A 16185-nucleotide genomic window follows, 5' to 3' on the forward strand; every position below is an offset into this window, starting at 1 on the left:
CCATGCCGAACTCAGAAGTGAAACGCCGTAGCGCCGATGGTAGTGTGGGGTCTCCCCATGCGAGAGTAGGGAACTGCCAGACATCAAATATAAACAAAAGGCCCAGTCGAAAGACTGGGCCTTTTGTTTTATCTGTTAAACGCCGGTGCTGTATCCGGCGCATGGCTTTAATGGATAACCTGCGACAAAAACGCACGCGTGCGTTCAGATTTGGGGTGAGCAAAAAACTCATCCGGTGCTGCCTGTTCAACAATCTCGCCAAGATCCATAAAGATCACCCGGTCGGCCACTGTGCGGGCAAAGCCCATTTCATGGGTAACACACAGCATGGTCATACCTGATTGCGCCAGACCTATCATGGTATCAAGCACTTCTTTTACCATTTCAGGATCCAACGCTGATGTGGGTTCATCGAATAACATAATTTTAGGTTTCATGCACAGCGAGCGTGCAATGGCCACGCGCTGTTGCTGCCCACCAGAGATTTGCCCAGGATATTTATGCGCATGTTCAGCAATACGAACTCGCTCAAGGTAGTGCATTGCCAGAGCTTCAGCCTCTTTTTTCGGCATCTTTTGTACCCAGATTGGTGCCAGCGTGCAGTTTTGCAGGACCGTCAAATGAGGAAAGAGATTAAAGTGCTGAAAAACCATGCCAACTTCTTGTCTGACACGCTCAATATTGCGGATATCTTCATTGAGTTCGATCCCATCCACCACAATACGTCCTTGCTGATGCTCTTCCAGATGGTTGATACAGCGGATAGTTGTCGATTTACCCGAACCGGAAGGTCCGCATAATACGATGCGTTCTCCCTGCTTTACCTTCAGGTTGATGTTTTTCAGGACGTGAAACTGTCCGTACCATTTGTTGACGTTTTCCAGCGTAATCATCGCGTCGGTAGACGGCATTAATAATTGGCTCATAAATTCCTCAGTGCGGTGTACGCCCGGTGTTAAAACGTTTTTCCAGATGTTGGCTGTAACGCGACATGCTAAAACAGAAGATCCAGTAAATCAGTGCAGCGAAAACATATCCTTCCGTCGACATACCCAACCATGCAGGGTCCACAGTTGCCTGCTGCACGCTACTGAAGAGATCAAACAGGCCGATGATGATGACCAGACTGGTATCCTTAAACAGGGCGATAATCGTGTTAACCAGACCCGGAATAACCAGCTTGAGGGCTTGCGGAAGAATGACCAGCCCTTGCATTTTCCAGTACCCTAACGCCAGTGATTCAGCGGCTTCATACTGACCTTTTGGTAGGGCCTGTAACCCTCCGCGAACCACTTCTGCGACATACGCCGACTGGAAAAGAATCACGCCGACCAGCGCCCGGATAAGTTTGTCGATACTGGTCCCTTCGGACATAAACAGAGGAAGCATGACCGAGGACATAAAAAGGACGGTAATCAACGGCACACCGCGCCAGAACTCAATGAAAATGACGGATAAAATCCGCACGACTGGCATATGAGACCGACGTCCAAGCGCCAGTAAAATACCCCACGGAAGCGCGCCCGCAATCCCCACGGATGCAATGATAAGCGTCAGTGTTAATCCGCCCCACTGTCGGGTTTCTACGCGCTCAAGTCCGAAAAAACCACCGTACATCAACCACCAGACCACCACGGGATAAACGACGGCCCAGACGGCGATATAGCGGCCACGGTGAGGAATAGATTTCCAGAACATAGGGACGATAGAGGCCAGGCCAATGATCAGGGCCAGATTTACGCGCCAGCGCTGATCGTGGGGATAAAGTCCATACATGAATTGCCCAAAGCGTTCATGAATGAACACCCAGCAAGCCCCTGCTTTGGTGCAGTCTGCGCGGGTTGAACCGACCCAGTTGGCCTGAAAGAATACCCAGTTCAGCAGTGGCGGAAGAAATGACCAAATCAGCCAAATGCACAGCAGCGTGAGCAGGCTATTTGACCAACTGGAGAACAGGTTTTTACGCACCCAGAGTAGACTGCGGCTTGCCGGGTTACTGTTCTGACGCGAGGGGTGAGACAGCAGTGCTTTTGTCATCATGGCTCCTTAGCGCTCAATCAGTGCAATACGGCGGTTATAAATATTCATCAGCAGAGAAATGCTCAGGCTGATGATCAGGTACACCGACATCGTGATAGCAATGGTTTCAATGGCTTGCCCTGTTTGATTGAGTACCGTGCCGGCAAACAGTGAAACCATATCCGGATAGCCAATGGCGGCCGCAAGTGAGGAGTTTTTGACGATATTCAGATACTGGCTGGTTAATGGGGGAATGATGACGCGCAGCGCCTGTGGGATGATCACCTGGCGCAGTGTCACCGGATTTGGTAGACCCAGCGAGCGTGCTGCTTCATGTTGGCCATAAGGAACGGCCTGGATTCCCGCTCGAATAATTTCTGCAATAAACGCCGAGGTATACACTGAAAGCGCCAGCGTCAGGGCAGCCAGTTCGGGAATAAGCACCATACCGCCACGGAAGTTAAAACCGCGAAGGGCGGGGATATCCCAGTGAAGCGCTGCGCCAAACAGCCACTGTGAGATCATCGGTAAAAGCACGATCAGCGCCAGAGCTGTGGGCCAGGTCCGGCGTAGCTGACCGGTTTTAGTCTGGTGCATTCTGTCGTAGCGAAATAGCCCGATAGTGACGACGATAGCGATAATTACAGCGCCGCAAAAGGCAAAAAATCCTTCTCCTATTTGCGGTGCCGGAATATAGAGTCCCCGGTTACTCAGAAACATCAAGTCCAGCGCGTTAACGGCCTGACGTGGGCCGGGCAGGTTACGTAATACGGCGAAATACCAAAAGAAGATCTGCAGCAGCGGCGGTATATTGCGGAACGTTTCGATGTAGATCGTCGAGAGCTTTCGTAATAACCAGTTATCTGACAGGCGTGCCAGTCCGAGAAAGAAACCAATAATTGATGCGAAAACAATACACAGTGCAGAAACCAATAGCGTATTGAGCAGGCCAACGATAAAGACACGGCCATACGTATCGCCTTGCTCGTAATCGATCAGATGCTGGACAATACCAAATCCGGCGCTGCGATCGAGAAAAGAGAATCCCGAGGTAATACCGCTATTGTTCAGGTTATTTATCGTGTTATGGATGAGATAGACCGCAATGCAGATGACCGCAATGACGGCAAGTATTTGAAATAACCAGGCGCGGACCGCAGGGTTAGCAAAGGATAACGATCCTTTTACGATTGAGCGGCGATGGAACATAAGAAAACCTCGGTAACTATGACTCTGGACTGAGCGCCGCAGTCGCGGCGCCCGTTACATCACTACGCATTAGCGCACCGGCGGCGCATATTGAATGCCACCGTTATTCCAGAGGTTGTTCTGTCCACGTTTGATCTTCAGTGGACTTTCCGATCCCACGTTACGCTCAAAGATCTCCGAGTAGTTACCTACCTGCTTGATAATGTTGTAAGCCCATTTGTTATCAAGCTTCAGATCCTTGCCATAATCCCCTTCTTTGCCTAACAGGTGTGCCATATCCGGCGTTGCAGGATTAGCCGCTTTTTCATCGACGTTTTTCGAGTTAACGCCCATTTCTTCCGCATTCAGCATGGCGAACAGCGTCCAGCGAACAATGGAGAACCACTCATCGTCCCCACGACGTACGACAGGTCCCAGCGGTTCTTTAGAAATAACTTCTGGCAGGACAATCCACTCCGCAGGATTACTCAGCTTGATTCGCAGGGCGTACAACTGAGACTGGTCGGAAGCCAGCGTGTCGCAGCGCCCAGATTCCAGAGCTTTAGCTGATTCATCCGAGCGGTCAAAGGTGACAGGGGTGTACTTCATGTTGTTGGCTTTAAAGTAGTCAGCCACGTTCAGTTCGGTATCTGTTCCTGCCTGGATACAAACCGTTGCGCCATCCAGCTCTTTAGCACTCTTAAGACCCGCTTTATTGTGGGTAAGAAAACCAATGCCGTCGTAATACGTTACGCCAGTGAAAGACATTCCCATTCCTGCGTCACGAGAGGAGGTCCAGGTGGTATTACGAGAGAGCATGTCGACTTCACCTGATTGTAGTGCGGTAAAGCGTTCCTTGGCGGTGAGCGGGGTATATTTTACTTTGCTATCATCGCCAAATACGGCGGAGGCAACGCCACGACATACGTCGACATCAATACCTGAGAACTTACCGCTTGCATCGGCATAAGAAAAGCCAGGCAACCCGTCACTGATCCCACACTGCACAAAACCTTTTTTCTTTACGGCATCAAGTGTTGCGCCGGCATGTGCCTGATTTGCAACCGCAAGCAGCACGCCGGCCGCAGCCAGGCTGGCTATTATCATCTTTTTCATAGAGCATCCTGTGTGGAGGAATTATTGTTATGGAAACGTTCTGAAAACGTCTTTTACCTGTCTGTGGCTATGGCCATACTCTTTTAAGCAAAGGTAGTGCCAGGTTTTTGCGCACGATTATTCGACGCAATATCCAGAGTGTAGACAGGAAAAAATAAATGCAGCGCCCTGAAGTGGTGCAAAATTGAAACGTAAGCCACATTTCGGCGCAAAAAATTTAAAAATCAAACCGGACGCGTGATAACGATTTCGTACGTTAATATTGATGACGTGAGAATAATGAAAAGAAAGCGCGCTGTTACGAAGAACTGAAAAAATGCTAATTTCAAATCGTGGATATGTGAGGAAAATCTATAATAATTTTATTATACGTTGAGTGCTATATACCAACGTTTTGTCTTATATGAAGATTTAATTCTTATTGCAAAAAGCGCGGTACCCACCGCGCTTTTAAGAAGATTTATTTGGTCAGGGCGACTATCCCAAGCGTCAGCCCGGCAACGGCTGCTGCGCCACCGGCGATGGCACCGGCTGTTTCCCAGTTATCCTGCGTGGTGCCTTTCATACAGGTATTGGTATGAACCAGGCGCCCCTGATCGTCGTAGACAGGTACGCAAGGAGAATCGTGTGCACAGCCGGCCAGGAATGCGGTAAGCAATGCAACGGATATTAATCTTTTCATGGTGTTACCTCAAAAATAAGCGTTTCGCTAATTGAGCAAAGACAAACGCTAAGCCATCTGCGAACTCGGCGATTATTTTACCACTTCTTAAAAAAATACTGACATGAGGAATAATCTCAATTCATGTGGATTGTAAAAATAATGGATAAAAAGAAAGGTGACTGGCGAGTTTTTCAGGAAGGGTTTATTAGAAATAAATGGCTATCTTATTAATAAATAAAGAGGGGCATCTTAGGTGAAAAAGGCGTCCGAAGACGCCTTTATTTTACAAATTAAACGTTGCGCCGACTAAAACGCCGTCTGACGACAACGAAGAAGACGGGGACGAAGAAGATTGCCAACAATGTCGCGGTCAGCATGCCTCCCATTACGCCTGTACCGACCGCATTCTGTGCCCCGCTACCCGCTCCGTGGCTGATAACCAGAGGCATAACCCCCAGAATAAACGCCAGGGATGTCATCAGGATTGGACGAAGACGCATGCGTGACGCCTCCAGTGTGGCTTCAATCAACCCTTTACCTTCTTTATCCATCAGGTCTTTGGCAAACTCCACGATAAGGATAGCGTTTTTGGCGGAAAGACCGATGGTAGTCAGCAGACCTACCTGGAAGTAAACGTCGTTATTCAGACCGCGTATGGACGCCGCCAGAAGCGCACCGACCACGCCGAGCGGTACAACCAACATGACTGAAAATGGAATAGACCAGCTCTCATACAATGCGGCGAGACACAGGAAGACGACGATTAACGAAATAGCGTATAACGCAGGTGCCTGATTGCCGGAGAGCCGTTCCTGATATGACATCCCCGTCCAGTCATAGCCGATACCGGTTGGCAGCTGTGCTGCCAGGTTTTCCATGAGCGCCATGGCTTCACCGGTGCTTCGACCCGGCGCGGCCTCTCCCAGTATTTCCATTGATGGCATACCGTTGTAACGCTCCAGGCGGGGTGAACCATAAATCCAATGCGACGAACTGAACGCAGAGAATGGCACCATTTCACCATTCCCACTACGTACGTAGAGATTGTTGATGTCGTTGGGTAACATACGGAACGGCGCGTCAGCCTGAACGTATACCTTTTTCACTCGGCCATGATCGATAAAATCGTTCACATAGGTGCCGCCAAGGGCCGTGGAAATCGTTTGGTTTATATCCGACAGACTTACGCCTAACGCCTGGGCTTTTTCCTGATCAATATCCAGCTTAAATTGCGGGGTATCTTCCAGACCGTTAGGGCGCACGCGCACCAGTAAATCTGGATGCTCTCTCACCATACCCAGCAACTGGTTCCGGGCTTTCGTCAGTTCTGTATGACCGAGGTTAGCCTGATCAATTAACTGAAAATCAAAGCCGGTCGCGGTACCCAGTTCAAGAATGGCAGGCATGTTGAACGGGAACACCAGTCCATCTTTAATCTGGCTGAACGCCCTGGTCGCACGTTCGACGATAGCCGTCACGCCGTTTTCATCGCCCGAACGCTCTTCCCATGGTTTGAGGCTAATAAAGACGATACCGGAGTTCTGTCCCTGGCCGCTAAAGCTGAAGCCATTAACGGTGAACACCGATTTTACGTTCGCTTTTTCCTGGTTGAGGTAGTAATTCTGAATCTGATCCAGCACCTGCTGTGTGCGCGTCTGTGTCGCACCGGCAGGAAGTTGCACCATTGTCATAAAGACCCCCTGATCCTCTTCGGGCAAGAAGGAGGTAGGGAGGCGTAAAAACAGAACAGCCATTCCGCCGACGATAAGAACATATAGCAACAAGTAGCGTCCGGTTTTGCGCAGAATACCGCTGATACTATTGCTGTAATGCCCGACGCTTTTATCGAACAGGGCGTTAAACCATCCGAAAAAACCGCCTTTCTTTTCAAAATGTCCGGCGGAAACGGGTTTTAGCAGCGTTGCACAAAGCGCTGGCGTAAGAATGAGGGCGACCAGAACAGAAAGCGCCATCGCTGAAACAATGGTCAGAGAGAACTGGCGGTAAATGGCGCCGGTCGAGCCGCCAAAGAACGCCATGGGGATAAATACCGCCGAGAGCACCATCGCGATCCCGACCAGTGCGCCCTGGATCTGGACCATGGATTTCTGCGTCGCCTCTTTGGGCGGCAGTTTCTCTTCCGCCATGACGCGTTCGACGTTTTCTACTACCACGATGGCGTCATCGACCAGCAGGCCGATGGCCAGCACCATTCCGAACATCGTTAGCGTGTTGATGGAGAATCCGAATGCGGCGAGGATCGCGAATGTTCCCAACAGCACGACAGGCACTGCGATAGTTGGAATCAGCGTGGCGCGCAGATTTTGCAGGAACAGGTACATCACCAGGAAGACGAGGATGATGGCTTCAAACAGCGTTTTCACCACCTCGTTAATCGAGATTTTTACAAATGGTGTAGTGTCATAGGGGTAAACCACTTGCAAACCTTGCGGGAAGAAAGGTTGTAACTCAGCCAGCTTTGCTTTGACGCCTGCGGCAGTATCCAGCGCGTTTGCACCGGTCGCCAGCTTAATGCCCAGACCTGTTGCGGGCTGACCATTAATTTTCGTCACCATGTTATAGTTTTCGCCGCCGAGTTCGATGCGGGCTACATCTCTGAGGTGAACCATTGAGCCATCCTGGCCCACCTTCAGCGTTATGCGACCAAACTCTTCCGGCGTTTTCAGGCGTGTCTGAGCAATAATGGAGGCATTAAGTTGTTGACCCTGGACGGATGGTGCGCCTCCCAGTTGGCCTGCGGCAATCTGATTGTTTTGCGTTCTCAGTTGATTGATAACGTCCAGCGGAGTCAACTGATATTTGTTCATTGCGTTGCTGTCGAGCCAGATGCGCATTGCGTACTGTGCACCAAACATCTGGACATCGCCGACACCTGCTGTTCGGCTTATTGCGTCTTTAACGTTAGACGCCACATAGTCGGAAATATCATCCTGCGTCAGATTGTTATTATCGGAGACAAAACCCGCCACCATCAGGAAACCGCTACTGGATTTCTCGACGCTGATCCCCTGCTGCTGTACTTCCTGTGGCAGTAAGGGCATCGCTAACTGTAATTTGTTTTGCACCTGGACCTGTGCGATATCCGGGTCAGTACCCGACTCGAAAGTCAGAGTAATGGTGACGCTCCCGGAGGAATCGCTGGTGGAGGACATATACATCAGGTTATCGATACCGTTCATATTCTGTTCGATAACCTGCGTAACCGTGTCTTGTACCGTCTGCGCATCCGCACCTGGGTAGGTGGCAGAAATAGCGACCGCAGGAGGTGCAATGGTCGGATACTGTGCAACGGGCAGTTGCATGATTGCCAGAGCCCCTGCCATCATCAGAATGATGGCCAGAACCCAGGCAAAAATAGGGCGATTGATAAAAAAGTTAGCCATGTCCGGTTACCTTATTGCGCAGTTTTTGCGGCTGGAGTTTCGGTATCGGTGGTTGCTTTAACCTTTACGCCGGGACGCGCTTTCTGCAATCCGCTGACGATAACCTTATCGCCAGGCTGTAAGCCCTCGCTGATTAACCACTTATCACCTATCGCCTGTGTAGCAACGACGGTGCGAGCCTCGACCTGACTCTTGTCATTGACAACCATCACCGTTGCATCGCCGCGTGGCGTACGTGTTACCCCTTGTTGGGGAACGAGAATGGCATTCGGCTGGACGCCTTCATCAATACGAGCACGCACAAACATGCCCGGCAGCAGCGTGTGCTGTGGGTTAGGGAATACGGCCCTGAGGGTGATGGATCCGGTACTTTCATCAACGGTGACATCAGAGAACTGCAACGCACCTTTCAGCGGGTACGACTGACCATTTTCCATCACCAGTTCGACGGTACTGCTGGCGCTGTCTTTATGTAGGCTCCCTTGCTCAACGGACTGTTTGAGGCGCATAAAGTCATTACTGGACTGTGTTACGTCGACGTAAATAGGATCAAGTTGTTGCACGGTAGCAAGTTCAGTTGCCTGGCCATTCGTGACTAATGCGCCTTCGGTGACGTTAGATTTACCGATACGTCCGCTAATGGGCGATGTCACTTTGGTGTAGGCCAGGTTGATACGAGCGCTTTCGACCGCCGCTTTTGCCGCGATAACGGAGGCATCGGCCTGGCGAGCATCAGCAATGGCCTGATCGTACTCTTGCTGGCTGATGTACTTAGTGCCAACCAGCGGGACATAACGTTTTACCGTTAAATGTGCGATAGCTGCTGCCGCTTCACTCTTTGCCAGTTCGCCTTTGGCGCTGTCGTAGTCAGCCTGGTAAGTCGCGGGATCGATCTGATAAAGCGACTGACCGGCTTCAACATCGCTTCCCTCGGTGAAATTCCGTTTAAGTACAATCCCGCTGACCTGAGGACGGACTTCAGCAATACGAAATGCTGTTGTGCGCCCAGGTAATTCGGTCGTCACGGCTAAAGGCGCCTTTTCGACGACATGGACAGTCACCTGCGGCTCTGCGGGGTGAGCTTGTGTTTCTCCCTGATCGTTACAACCGGCGAGTAATACAGCGGACATGATGATGAATGAGGGCAGGAGTGAAAACCTGGCATTTTTCGTCATTTCTATTCCTTAAAAAACCGAACGCTCGTTATTAACCGGGTAACGCAGAGGCGATAACGCGCACAAGTGAAAATAATGGTTGGCTATCCTACAAATTATTAGCTTGCGATGTAAGCAATACTTATTTATGGGCGCGATACACGGCACGTAAAAACAAAAAAGGATTTATCTTCGGTTGTTTCATTATGGTTTTAATAGTAATGCAATGATGCGCATAAACACATATTGAAATAAGTATTTGGTTGGTGAATATATTGGTGGTTGTTATTTGTTTTGTTTATTCGTGTGCAATATCCATAATTAACTGTTTTAGAACTCGTCTAAATAAACGCTAAGTGATACATTTGTTCCGTTTAGCAAATATTACATAAGAAAGTTAATCATTCTCTACCTTACCTCAGACAGTCGAAACCATGGCCAGAAAAACGAAAGCTGATGCCCTCAAAACACGACAGCACCTGATAGAAACAGCGATTATGCAGTTTGCCGTGCGTGGTGTTAGCAATACGACGTTAAACGACATTGCGGATGCCGCCAGCGTGACCCGGGGGGCGCTCTATTGGCATTTTGAAAATAAGACGCAATTGTTCAATGCGCTATGGTTACAACAACCTCCATTACGCGATCTTATTCAGGATAAGCTTATTGGTCGTTGGGGTGATAATCCTTTACAGCGGCTGCGTGAAAAGTTTGTGGTGGGATTGCAATATATTGCACAGAATCCTCGCCAGCAGGCATTAATGCAAATTTTATATCATAAATGTGAATTTCATAACGATATGATATCAGAAAAGACCATTCGCGATAAAATAGGTCTCAGTCATCAAAGCATTCGTGATTCACTGCAAAAGTGCGTGGATGAAAATCTGATTGCCACCAGTCTGGATTTAGATGTCATCATCATTATTCTGCACGGTAGCTTTAGCGGAATAATAAAAAACTGGTTAATGAATCCAGTGAGTTATGATTTGTATGGGCAAGCGCCAGTATTAGTTGATAACGTATTAAAAATGTTAAGCCCAGACGGCTGTGTAATGCAATTAATGCAGAGTGAAAATCAGCCAGGATAGTTTTAGCCGCCAGGGCCTGACGGCTGTCGACGTATTTTTCGTCGTGCTATTCGAGGTCGACGCAGTTGACCAGCTTGAGGGGGTTTACAGAATTCATATTCCGGCACTTATCGTGCTCCGTTGTCATCAGCTCTATCCACTGAATGAGCAGCGCATCAAAGAGAAAAACGAAGACCGCAAAAACAACCAGCCACCAATACTTGCGAATCATTACCAAACCCTGTGTATTCATGCCCAAGCGTGCAGGGAATATACACGAAATCTGCAAGCTGAAAAGCAGACTTACAATGCCTTTACTTTGCTGAAAGATCGCCGCTCTTTGCTGTTAATCGACTCTTTTTAGACAGATTTTTTGTCTTCCGCTTTTTCACCTTTGCAAGTTCATTCTCTGAAAAATGCGAACCAATGCTCATTCTTCTGAGCCCCATTTTTACGTACTCGGCATTGATTTCAATCCCGACAAACTTGCGACCTAATTCCACGGCAGTGGCACCGGTAGTGAAGCTACCGGCAAACGGATCCAGCACGCTGTCATCTGGACTGGAGGAAGCCAGAATGATGCGTTCAAGGAGGGCTTTGGGTTTTTGAGTCGGGTGATTTTCGTATTCGTCCATCAGATAACGAACGCGTGGAAACTCCCAGACATTGCCTGGTACTTTTTTCTGGTTGTAAGGTTGGGGCGGGTTCTTTCTGTAGTCTATCAGTGCACGTTTAGCGCCCGTTTTGGCTTCAACCAAAATATCATCACGATTAAACGTGTAGTTTTTCTGATCTTTTACCATCATCAGAAGCGGTTCATACATCGAACCAAAGTGATTTTTGGCCTGCACCCCGGAGCTATCGTATGACCACACAATACGGCTCTTGATGGTAAAGAGCTGGCGGCATTTGAGATCGATGTACGGCATGTTCTCCGTACTGTTCATGATGTACATGGTGCCGTGTGGTTTGAGAATGCGATGGCACTCGTCAATGCACTCAAACAGCCATGCCAAAAATGCCTCTTCGTCCCAGGATTCCACCATCCCGTCAAAGTCTTTACCGATGTTATAAGGTGGGTCGGCGAAAATGAGATCGACGCTTTCTGACGGCAGCTTTTTCAGTTCGGTCAGAGCATCACCCAGGATTATCTTTTTAGATTCATCGCCAAAATAGACAGGTTCACATCTTGCGTTCATCGCCAAAGCCTCCCGTGTGACGTTAATAAAAAAGGCGCTTCCCCATGCCGAGTAGCGCCTTTTAAAACAAACATTTCGCTGATTAGTATCAGTTCATGCCGTATTTTTTCAGTTTTTTACGCAGCGTACCACGGTTGATGCCCATCATCAGGGCAGCACGGGTCTGGTTACCGCGGGTGTATTGCATCACCATGTCCAACAGGGGCTGTTCTACTTCAGCCAGTACCAGCTCATAGAGATCGTTAACATCCTGACCATTCAATTGAGCAAAATAGTTCTTCAGTGCCTGTTTAACCGAGTCACGCAGGGGCTTTTGAGTTACCTGATCCTGAGAGTTAACGGTAGAAACGGTCAGTACGTCAGAATTTACGCGTTGTTCGAACATAGTTCTGTCAGCTCTTTATTTCTGTTTACGCAAAATTTTCGAAGTATGCCTCCAACGCCGCCAGCTGTTCGCTGGAATCTTCAATGGCGTTGAATGTGCGCCGAAACTGGTCATCCGGAGCGTGTTCCTGGAGATACCAGGATACGTGTTTACGCGCAATTCGGTACCCTTTTGCCTGACCATAAAAGTCGTGCAGTTCCCGAACGTGCGCACAAAGCAAGCGCTTCACCTCTGCCAGAGGCAGCGGGGGCAGCAGCTCCCCAGTGTCCAGATAATGCTGGATTTCCCGAAAGATCCAGGGTCTTCCCTGAGCTGCACGTCCTATCATCAGGGCATCCGCCCCCGTATAGTCGAGTACAGCTCTGGCTTTATGCGGGTCAGTAATGTCGCCATTCGCGATAATCGGAATGGAAACTTTCTGCTTAACTGCCCGAATACTGTCGTACTCAGCATCTCCATTGAACAAACAGGCGCGGGTGCGTCCATGAATGGTCAGAGCCTGAATGCCACAGTCTTCAGCCAGTTGGGCAATCTCTACGCAGTTACGGTGTTCCGGAGCCCAGCCGGTGCGAATCTTGAGTGTGACAGGAACGTCCACTGCATTGACGACCTCGGTTAGTATTGATTTCACTAGATCCGGGTACTGCAAGAGGGCTGAACCTGCGAGCTTGCGATTCACTTTTTTAGCCGGACACCCCATATTGATATCAATAATCTGGGCGCCGCTTTCCACGTTAATACGTGCGGCATCGGCCATCTCAACAGGGTCGCTACCGGCAATTTGCACCGTGCGAATTCCTGGCTCATCAACGTGCACCATCCGTAAACGAGACTTGTCACTTTCCCAAACCTGCGGGTTAGAAGACATCATCTCGGATACCGTCAATCCTGCTCCCATCTCATAGCACAGCGTCCTGAATGGTCTGTCAGTGATGCCAGCCATAGGTGCTGCGATCAGGCGATTTCTGAGCTGGTATTGTCCGATGCGCATGAGTTAAGAAATGACCATACTGTGACTGCAAGGCGGCGTATATTACGCATTTTTCGCACGAGATGAAAGGCCAAACTTTGACCAATCCACTGAGGTGGATCAATGAATTGCTGGTTAAGTACACAGTTTCAAATTAAAATCTTTAATAATCAGTTTGATACGTGGTTGTGCTAATTTTTCATCCGTTTATAAATTCCGAAAACTTCTCTTTTTTTATTACGGCCAGCCTCAGGTTATCAGGATAAAAAGCTGTTTTTGTGAGCAAATAGTGGCTTTGTAATGCGATCTCGCTCTCATTTCCGCAAATCCTTTTGCGAAAAAAAGAGCGATTATTGCGTTACCAACGGTAACGAGAGGGGATTATTTTTTCTGACCGGTAATGCGGCACCACTCTTCTTTCTCGATAACCGGATCGAGCGTAAAGAGTTCGGCATAGGCCTCACAGACGCTTTCCGCCTGGCTGGCAAGAATGCCAGAAAGCCCCAGTAAACCGCCCTCAACGGGCAGTACGCTGATTAACGGTGCCAGTTCACGTAATGGGCCTGCGAGGATGTTTGCGACCACCACGTCGGCTTTCATCGCCTCTGGCTGGTCTTTCGGCAGATAGAGCTCCAGACGCTCAGAAACGCCATTACGCTGGGCGTTATCACGGCTGGCCTGAATTGCTTGCGGATCGATGTCTACGCCGATGGCTTTTGCCGCACCCAGCTTCAGTGCCGCAATGGCAAGAATGCCGGAGCCGCAGCCGAAGTCGATGACGGTTTTGCCGTTTAGATCGAGACCGTCCAGCCATTGCAGGCATAGGGAGGTGGTGGGGTGAGTGCCGGTACCAAACGCCAGACCCGGGTCCAGCATCACGTTGACGGCATTCTCATCCGGGACATCGCGCCAGCTTGGGCAAATCCACAAACGTTCACCAAAGCGCATCGGGTGGAAGTTATCCATCCATTCGCGTTCCCAGTCTTTGTCTTCGAGCTGTTCGATTTTATGCGCGAAGCCTGCACCCAGCAGCGGATGCTGCTCCAGGATGGCAACCACTTCTTTCATGTCGGTTTCTGCATCGAACAAGCCGATAACGTCGGTATCTCCCCACAGGCGAGTCTCGCCCGGCAGAGGCTCAAATACCGGCGTATCATGCGTGTCCTGGAAAGTAATGGAAACGGAGCCCGCTTCCATCAGCGCATCGCTCAACTCTTCAGCGTTGGCACCGGTCGTGTTCAGTTTCAGTTGGATCCATGGCATGGCAAAACTCTTTTATTTATCAGTAGTCAATATGGCGGCTTGCGGGACGGCAGAACCGAAACGGTTGCCGATCAGGAAAGCCAGCAAGCTTATCAGTAACGAGGGCACAATCGGGTGGAAACCCAGGTACTGAATGTTAAATGTAGCGAGTACGGCATAAAGAACGCCGCCGATAATCATCGCGCTCAAAGCGCCCGCGGCGTTTGCCCGCTCCCAGTACAGGCCCAGTACCAGCGGCCACAGGAAGACAGCTTCCAGCCCGCCAAACGCCAGCAGGTTAAGCCAGATAATCATCTCTGGCGGTTTCCAGGCGGCCAGTAGCAGTAACGCGCCGAGCAATAGGGTAATTACTGCCGACATGCGCTTCAGCCGGGTTTCGTTTTTCAGCTGTTCCGGACGCAGGTTCAGGTACAGATCCTTAATGATCGTAGCGGAACTTTGCAGCAATTGGGCATTGATCGTCGACATGATCGCGGCCATGGGGGCCGCGAGGAAGATCCCAGCAGCTACCGGCGGCAACACTTTGACCATCAGCGTAGGGATAACCAGATCCGGCACTGTCAGATCAGGGATCACCGCACGCCCCAACGCACCCGCCAGATGCATACCAAACATCAGGATCGCCACTACGATGGTGCCGATGATAATGCCGCGGTGTACAGCTTTGCTGTCTTTATAAGAAATGCAGCGTACTGCTGTATGCGGCAGCCCAATTACGCCAAAGCACACCAGTACCCAGAATGAGGTCATGAACGTGGGTGACAGAATGTCATCCGCGCCTTGCGGCGAGACCAGTTTAGGGTCGATAGTTTGCAGGGTTACCACCGCATTGCTGAGGCCACCGGCAGCATGAACGACGCCGACCAGCAGAACAATAGTACCAATCAGCATCACCATACCCTGCATGGTGTCGTTTAGTACGCTGGCGCGAAAACCGCCGAACGCCGTATACAATGCGATACTGACGCCAAAAATAAGCAGACCGGTTTCGTAAGGTATACCCGCAGCGGTTTCAAGCAAACGTGCGCCGCCAATAAACTGTACGGTCATTGCTCCGACAAACGCGACCAGCAGGCTAAGGCTTGCCAGCCACACAAGCAGGCGACTCTGGTAGCGGGCAAACAGCATATCGTTGAGGGTAACGGCATTATAACGGCGCGCCAGAATCGCGAATTTCTTACCAAGAATCCCCAAAGAAAGCCAAACGGCGGGCAACTGGATCATCGCCAGCAGCACCCATCCCAGCCCGTATTTGTAAGCGGCGCCAGGACCGCCAATAAACGAACTGGCGCTAATGTAGGTTGCCGTTAGCGTCATGGCTAATACGACCCCGCCCATCGAGCGGCTGCCGAGGAAATATTCATTCAGGAAAGTGCCGGTCGATCTCTTACGCATGGCGTAAACGGAAAGACCGAAGACCACCAACAGATAGGCGACCAGCGGCAAAATAACTTCAAGCTGCATCGTCATCCTCCAACGGAATGTCGCGATAGATAAACTTCACCATCGCCCAGCACAGCACGATGAAAACCAGCGGCGTTAGCAGGCAGGCCATTTCGAACCAGTGTGGTAAGCCGGTAAAACCGAGCGTGGAATCTGGTAAGTAAGCGGCCACTAACCATGTGGCAAGATATAAAAGGGTCAGCCACAGCGCCCAGCGCGCCTCTTTATGGGCCTGAACAAAACGAGCGTCCATTTTTTGTCCCTTGTGGATAAAGAAAGCGGGGATTGTACCTTATGGCACGTGCGGGAG

The 16185-nt window shown here is 50.1% G+C and carries 15 protein-coding genes and 1 rRNA gene; 2 read left to right on the top strand and 14 right to left on the bottom strand.

The genetic code is table 11. From position 1 onward, the window contains the following. A 5S ribosomal RNA gene (gene rrf / locus OGV93_RS23920) occupies positions 1-82 on the top strand; the annotation flags it as partial. Positions 83-167: 85 nt separating this feature from the next. Here the strand turns inward: rrf and OGV93_RS09780 are convergent. The 7 genes from OGV93_RS09780 to OGV93_RS09810 all read right to left on the bottom strand — a co-directional run bounded on the left by OGV93_RS09780 (position 168) and on the right by OGV93_RS09810 (position 9566). Next, a complete protein-coding gene (locus tag OGV93_RS09780; RefSeq protein WP_016154732.1) occupies positions 168-926 on the bottom strand; it encodes an amino acid ABC transporter ATP-binding protein in 759 nt (252 codons plus the stop codon). A 7-nt stretch (positions 927-933) separates the two neighbouring features. Next, positions 934-2037, bottom strand: a complete 1104-nt coding sequence (locus tag OGV93_RS09785) for an amino acid ABC transporter permease (RefSeq protein WP_101700708.1) — start codon at positions 2035-2037, stop codon at positions 934-936. A gap of 9 nt (positions 2038-2046) precedes the next feature. Then, the gene (locus OGV93_RS09790; protein WP_287109538.1) at positions 2047-3228 is read right to left on the bottom strand and encodes an amino acid ABC transporter permease; all 1182 of its coding nucleotides are present in this window, start codon (positions 3226-3228) and stop codon (positions 2047-2049) included. Between the two features lie 69 nt (positions 3229-3297). Next, positions 3298-4323 (bottom strand): amino acid ABC transporter substrate-binding protein, encoded by a 1026-nt coding sequence (locus tag OGV93_RS09795; protein WP_003025295.1) that lies wholly within the window; start codon positions 4321-4323, stop codon positions 3298-3300. A 460-nt stretch (positions 4324-4783) separates the two neighbouring features. Further along, positions 4784-5005 (bottom strand): lipoprotein, encoded by a 222-nt coding sequence (locus tag OGV93_RS09800; protein WP_003025292.1) that lies wholly within the window; start codon positions 5003-5005, stop codon positions 4784-4786. A 272-nt stretch (positions 5006-5277) separates the two neighbouring features. Beyond that, positions 5278-8391, bottom strand: coding sequence for an efflux RND transporter permease subunit (locus OGV93_RS09805; protein WP_287109539.1), 3114 nt, complete (start codon positions 8389-8391; stop codon positions 5278-5280). 11 nt (positions 8392-8402) lie between these two features. After that, positions 8403-9566: an efflux RND transporter periplasmic adaptor subunit gene (locus OGV93_RS09810; RefSeq protein ID WP_047499795.1), complete on the bottom strand. Its 1164-nt coding sequence runs from the start codon at positions 9564-9566 to the stop codon at positions 8403-8405. Positions 9567-9979: 413 nt separating this feature from the next. Between OGV93_RS09810 and envR the strand changes: the two genes are divergently transcribed. After that, complete coding sequence (gene envR / locus OGV93_RS09815; protein ID WP_101700710.1) at positions 9980-10636, top strand: acrEF/envCD operon transcriptional regulator; 657 nt, start codon at positions 9980-9982, stop codon at positions 10634-10636. A 46-nt stretch (positions 10637-10682) separates the two neighbouring features. On the opposite strand, the gene OGV93_RS09820 is transcribed toward envR, so the two are convergent. The 7 genes from OGV93_RS09820 to OGV93_RS09850 form a co-directional block, all read right to left on the bottom strand. Then, a complete protein-coding gene (locus OGV93_RS09820; protein ID WP_003025279.1) occupies positions 10683-10847 on the bottom strand; it encodes a DUF2556 family protein in 165 nt (54 codons plus the stop codon). A gap of 82 nt (positions 10848-10929) precedes the next feature. Then, a complete protein-coding gene (yhdJ, locus tag OGV93_RS09825; protein WP_047413935.1) occupies positions 10930-11814 on the bottom strand; it encodes an adenine-specific DNA-methyltransferase in 885 nt (294 codons plus the stop codon). 88 nt (positions 11815-11902) lie between these two features. Next, a complete protein-coding gene (fis, locus tag OGV93_RS09830) occupies positions 11903-12199 on the bottom strand; it encodes a DNA-binding transcriptional regulator Fis (RefSeq protein WP_000462905.1) in 297 nt (98 codons plus the stop codon). A 25-nt stretch (positions 12200-12224) separates the two neighbouring features. Continuing rightward, complete coding sequence (gene dusB, locus OGV93_RS09835) at positions 12225-13190, bottom strand: tRNA dihydrouridine synthase DusB (protein ID WP_003025224.1); 966 nt, start codon at positions 13188-13190, stop codon at positions 12225-12227. A gap of 360 nt (positions 13191-13550) precedes the next feature. Continuing rightward, positions 13551-14432 carry a 50S ribosomal protein L11 methyltransferase gene (gene prmA / locus OGV93_RS09840; protein WP_016154723.1) on the bottom strand — a complete coding sequence of 294 codons (882 nt, stop codon included), beginning with the start codon at positions 14430-14432 and terminating at the stop codon, positions 13551-13553. Positions 14433-14444: 12 nt separating this feature from the next. Further along, complete coding sequence (gene panF, locus OGV93_RS09845) at positions 14445-15896, bottom strand: sodium/pantothenate symporter (RefSeq protein WP_016157593.1); 1452 nt, start codon at positions 15894-15896, stop codon at positions 14445-14447. Beyond that, positions 15886-16128: a YhdT family protein gene (locus OGV93_RS09850; protein ID WP_016154721.1), complete on the bottom strand. Its 243-nt coding sequence runs from the start codon at positions 16126-16128 to the stop codon at positions 15886-15888. The genes panF and OGV93_RS09850 overlap by 11 nt, the downstream gene beginning before the upstream one ends. Between the last annotated feature and the right edge of the window lie 57 nt (positions 16129-16185).

This window comes from Citrobacter sp. Cb031, assembly GCF_030336725.1.
Classification (GTDB): domain Bacteria; phylum Pseudomonadota; class Gammaproteobacteria; order Enterobacterales; family Enterobacteriaceae; genus Citrobacter; species Citrobacter braakii.

Bases quoted from the DNA above. Each gene is read 5' to 3' on its own strand.
- OGV93_RS09805 (WP_287109539.1), bottom strand. From the start codon at position 8,391: ATGGCTAACTTTTTTATCAATCGCCCTATTTTTGCCTGGGTTCTGGCC.
- prmA (WP_016154723.1), bottom strand. From the start codon at position 14,432: ATGCCATGGATCCAACTGAAACTGAACACGACCGGTGCCAACGCTGAA.
- dusB (WP_003025224.1), bottom strand. From the start codon at position 13,190: ATGCGCATCGGACAATACCAGCTCAGAAATCGCCTGATCGCAGCACCT.
- OGV93_RS09795 (WP_003025295.1), bottom strand. From the start codon at position 4,323: ATGAAAAAGATGATAATAGCCAGCCTGGCTGCGGCCGGCGTGCTGCTT.
- OGV93_RS09780 (WP_016154732.1), bottom strand. From the start codon at position 926: ATGAGCCAATTATTAATGCCGTCTACCGACGCGATGATTACGCTGGAA.
- panF (WP_016157593.1), bottom strand. From the start codon at position 15,896: ATGCAGCTTGAAGTTATTTTGCCGCTGGTCGCCTATCTGTTGGTGGTC.
- OGV93_RS09810 (WP_047499795.1), bottom strand. From the start codon at position 9,566: ATGACGAAAAATGCCAGGTTTTCACTCCTGCCCTCATTCATCATCATG.
- OGV93_RS09800 (WP_003025292.1), bottom strand. From the start codon at position 5,005: ATGAAAAGATTAATATCCGTTGCATTGCTTACCGCATTCCTGGCCGGC.
- OGV93_RS09785 (WP_101700708.1), bottom strand. From the start codon at position 2,037: ATGACAAAAGCACTGCTGTCTCACCCCTCGCGTCAGAACAGTAACCCG.
- yhdJ (WP_047413935.1), bottom strand. From the start codon at position 11,814: ATGAACGCAAGATGTGAACCTGTCTATTTTGGCGATGAATCTAAAAAG.
- fis (WP_000462905.1), bottom strand. From the start codon at position 12,199: ATGTTCGAACAACGCGTAAATTCTGACGTACTGACCGTTTCTACCGTT.
- OGV93_RS09790 (WP_287109538.1), bottom strand. From the start codon at position 3,228: ATGTTCCATCGCCGCTCAATCGTAAAAGGATCGTTATCCTTTGCTAAC.
- envR (WP_101700710.1), top strand. From the start codon at position 9,980: ATGGCCAGAAAAACGAAAGCTGATGCCCTCAAAACACGACAGCACCTG.
- OGV93_RS09820 (WP_003025279.1), bottom strand. From the start codon at position 10,847: ATGATTCGCAAGTATTGGTGGCTGGTTGTTTTTGCGGTCTTCGTTTTT.
- OGV93_RS09850 (WP_016154721.1), bottom strand. From the start codon at position 16,128: ATGGACGCTCGTTTTGTTCAGGCCCATAAAGAGGCGCGCTGGGCGCTG.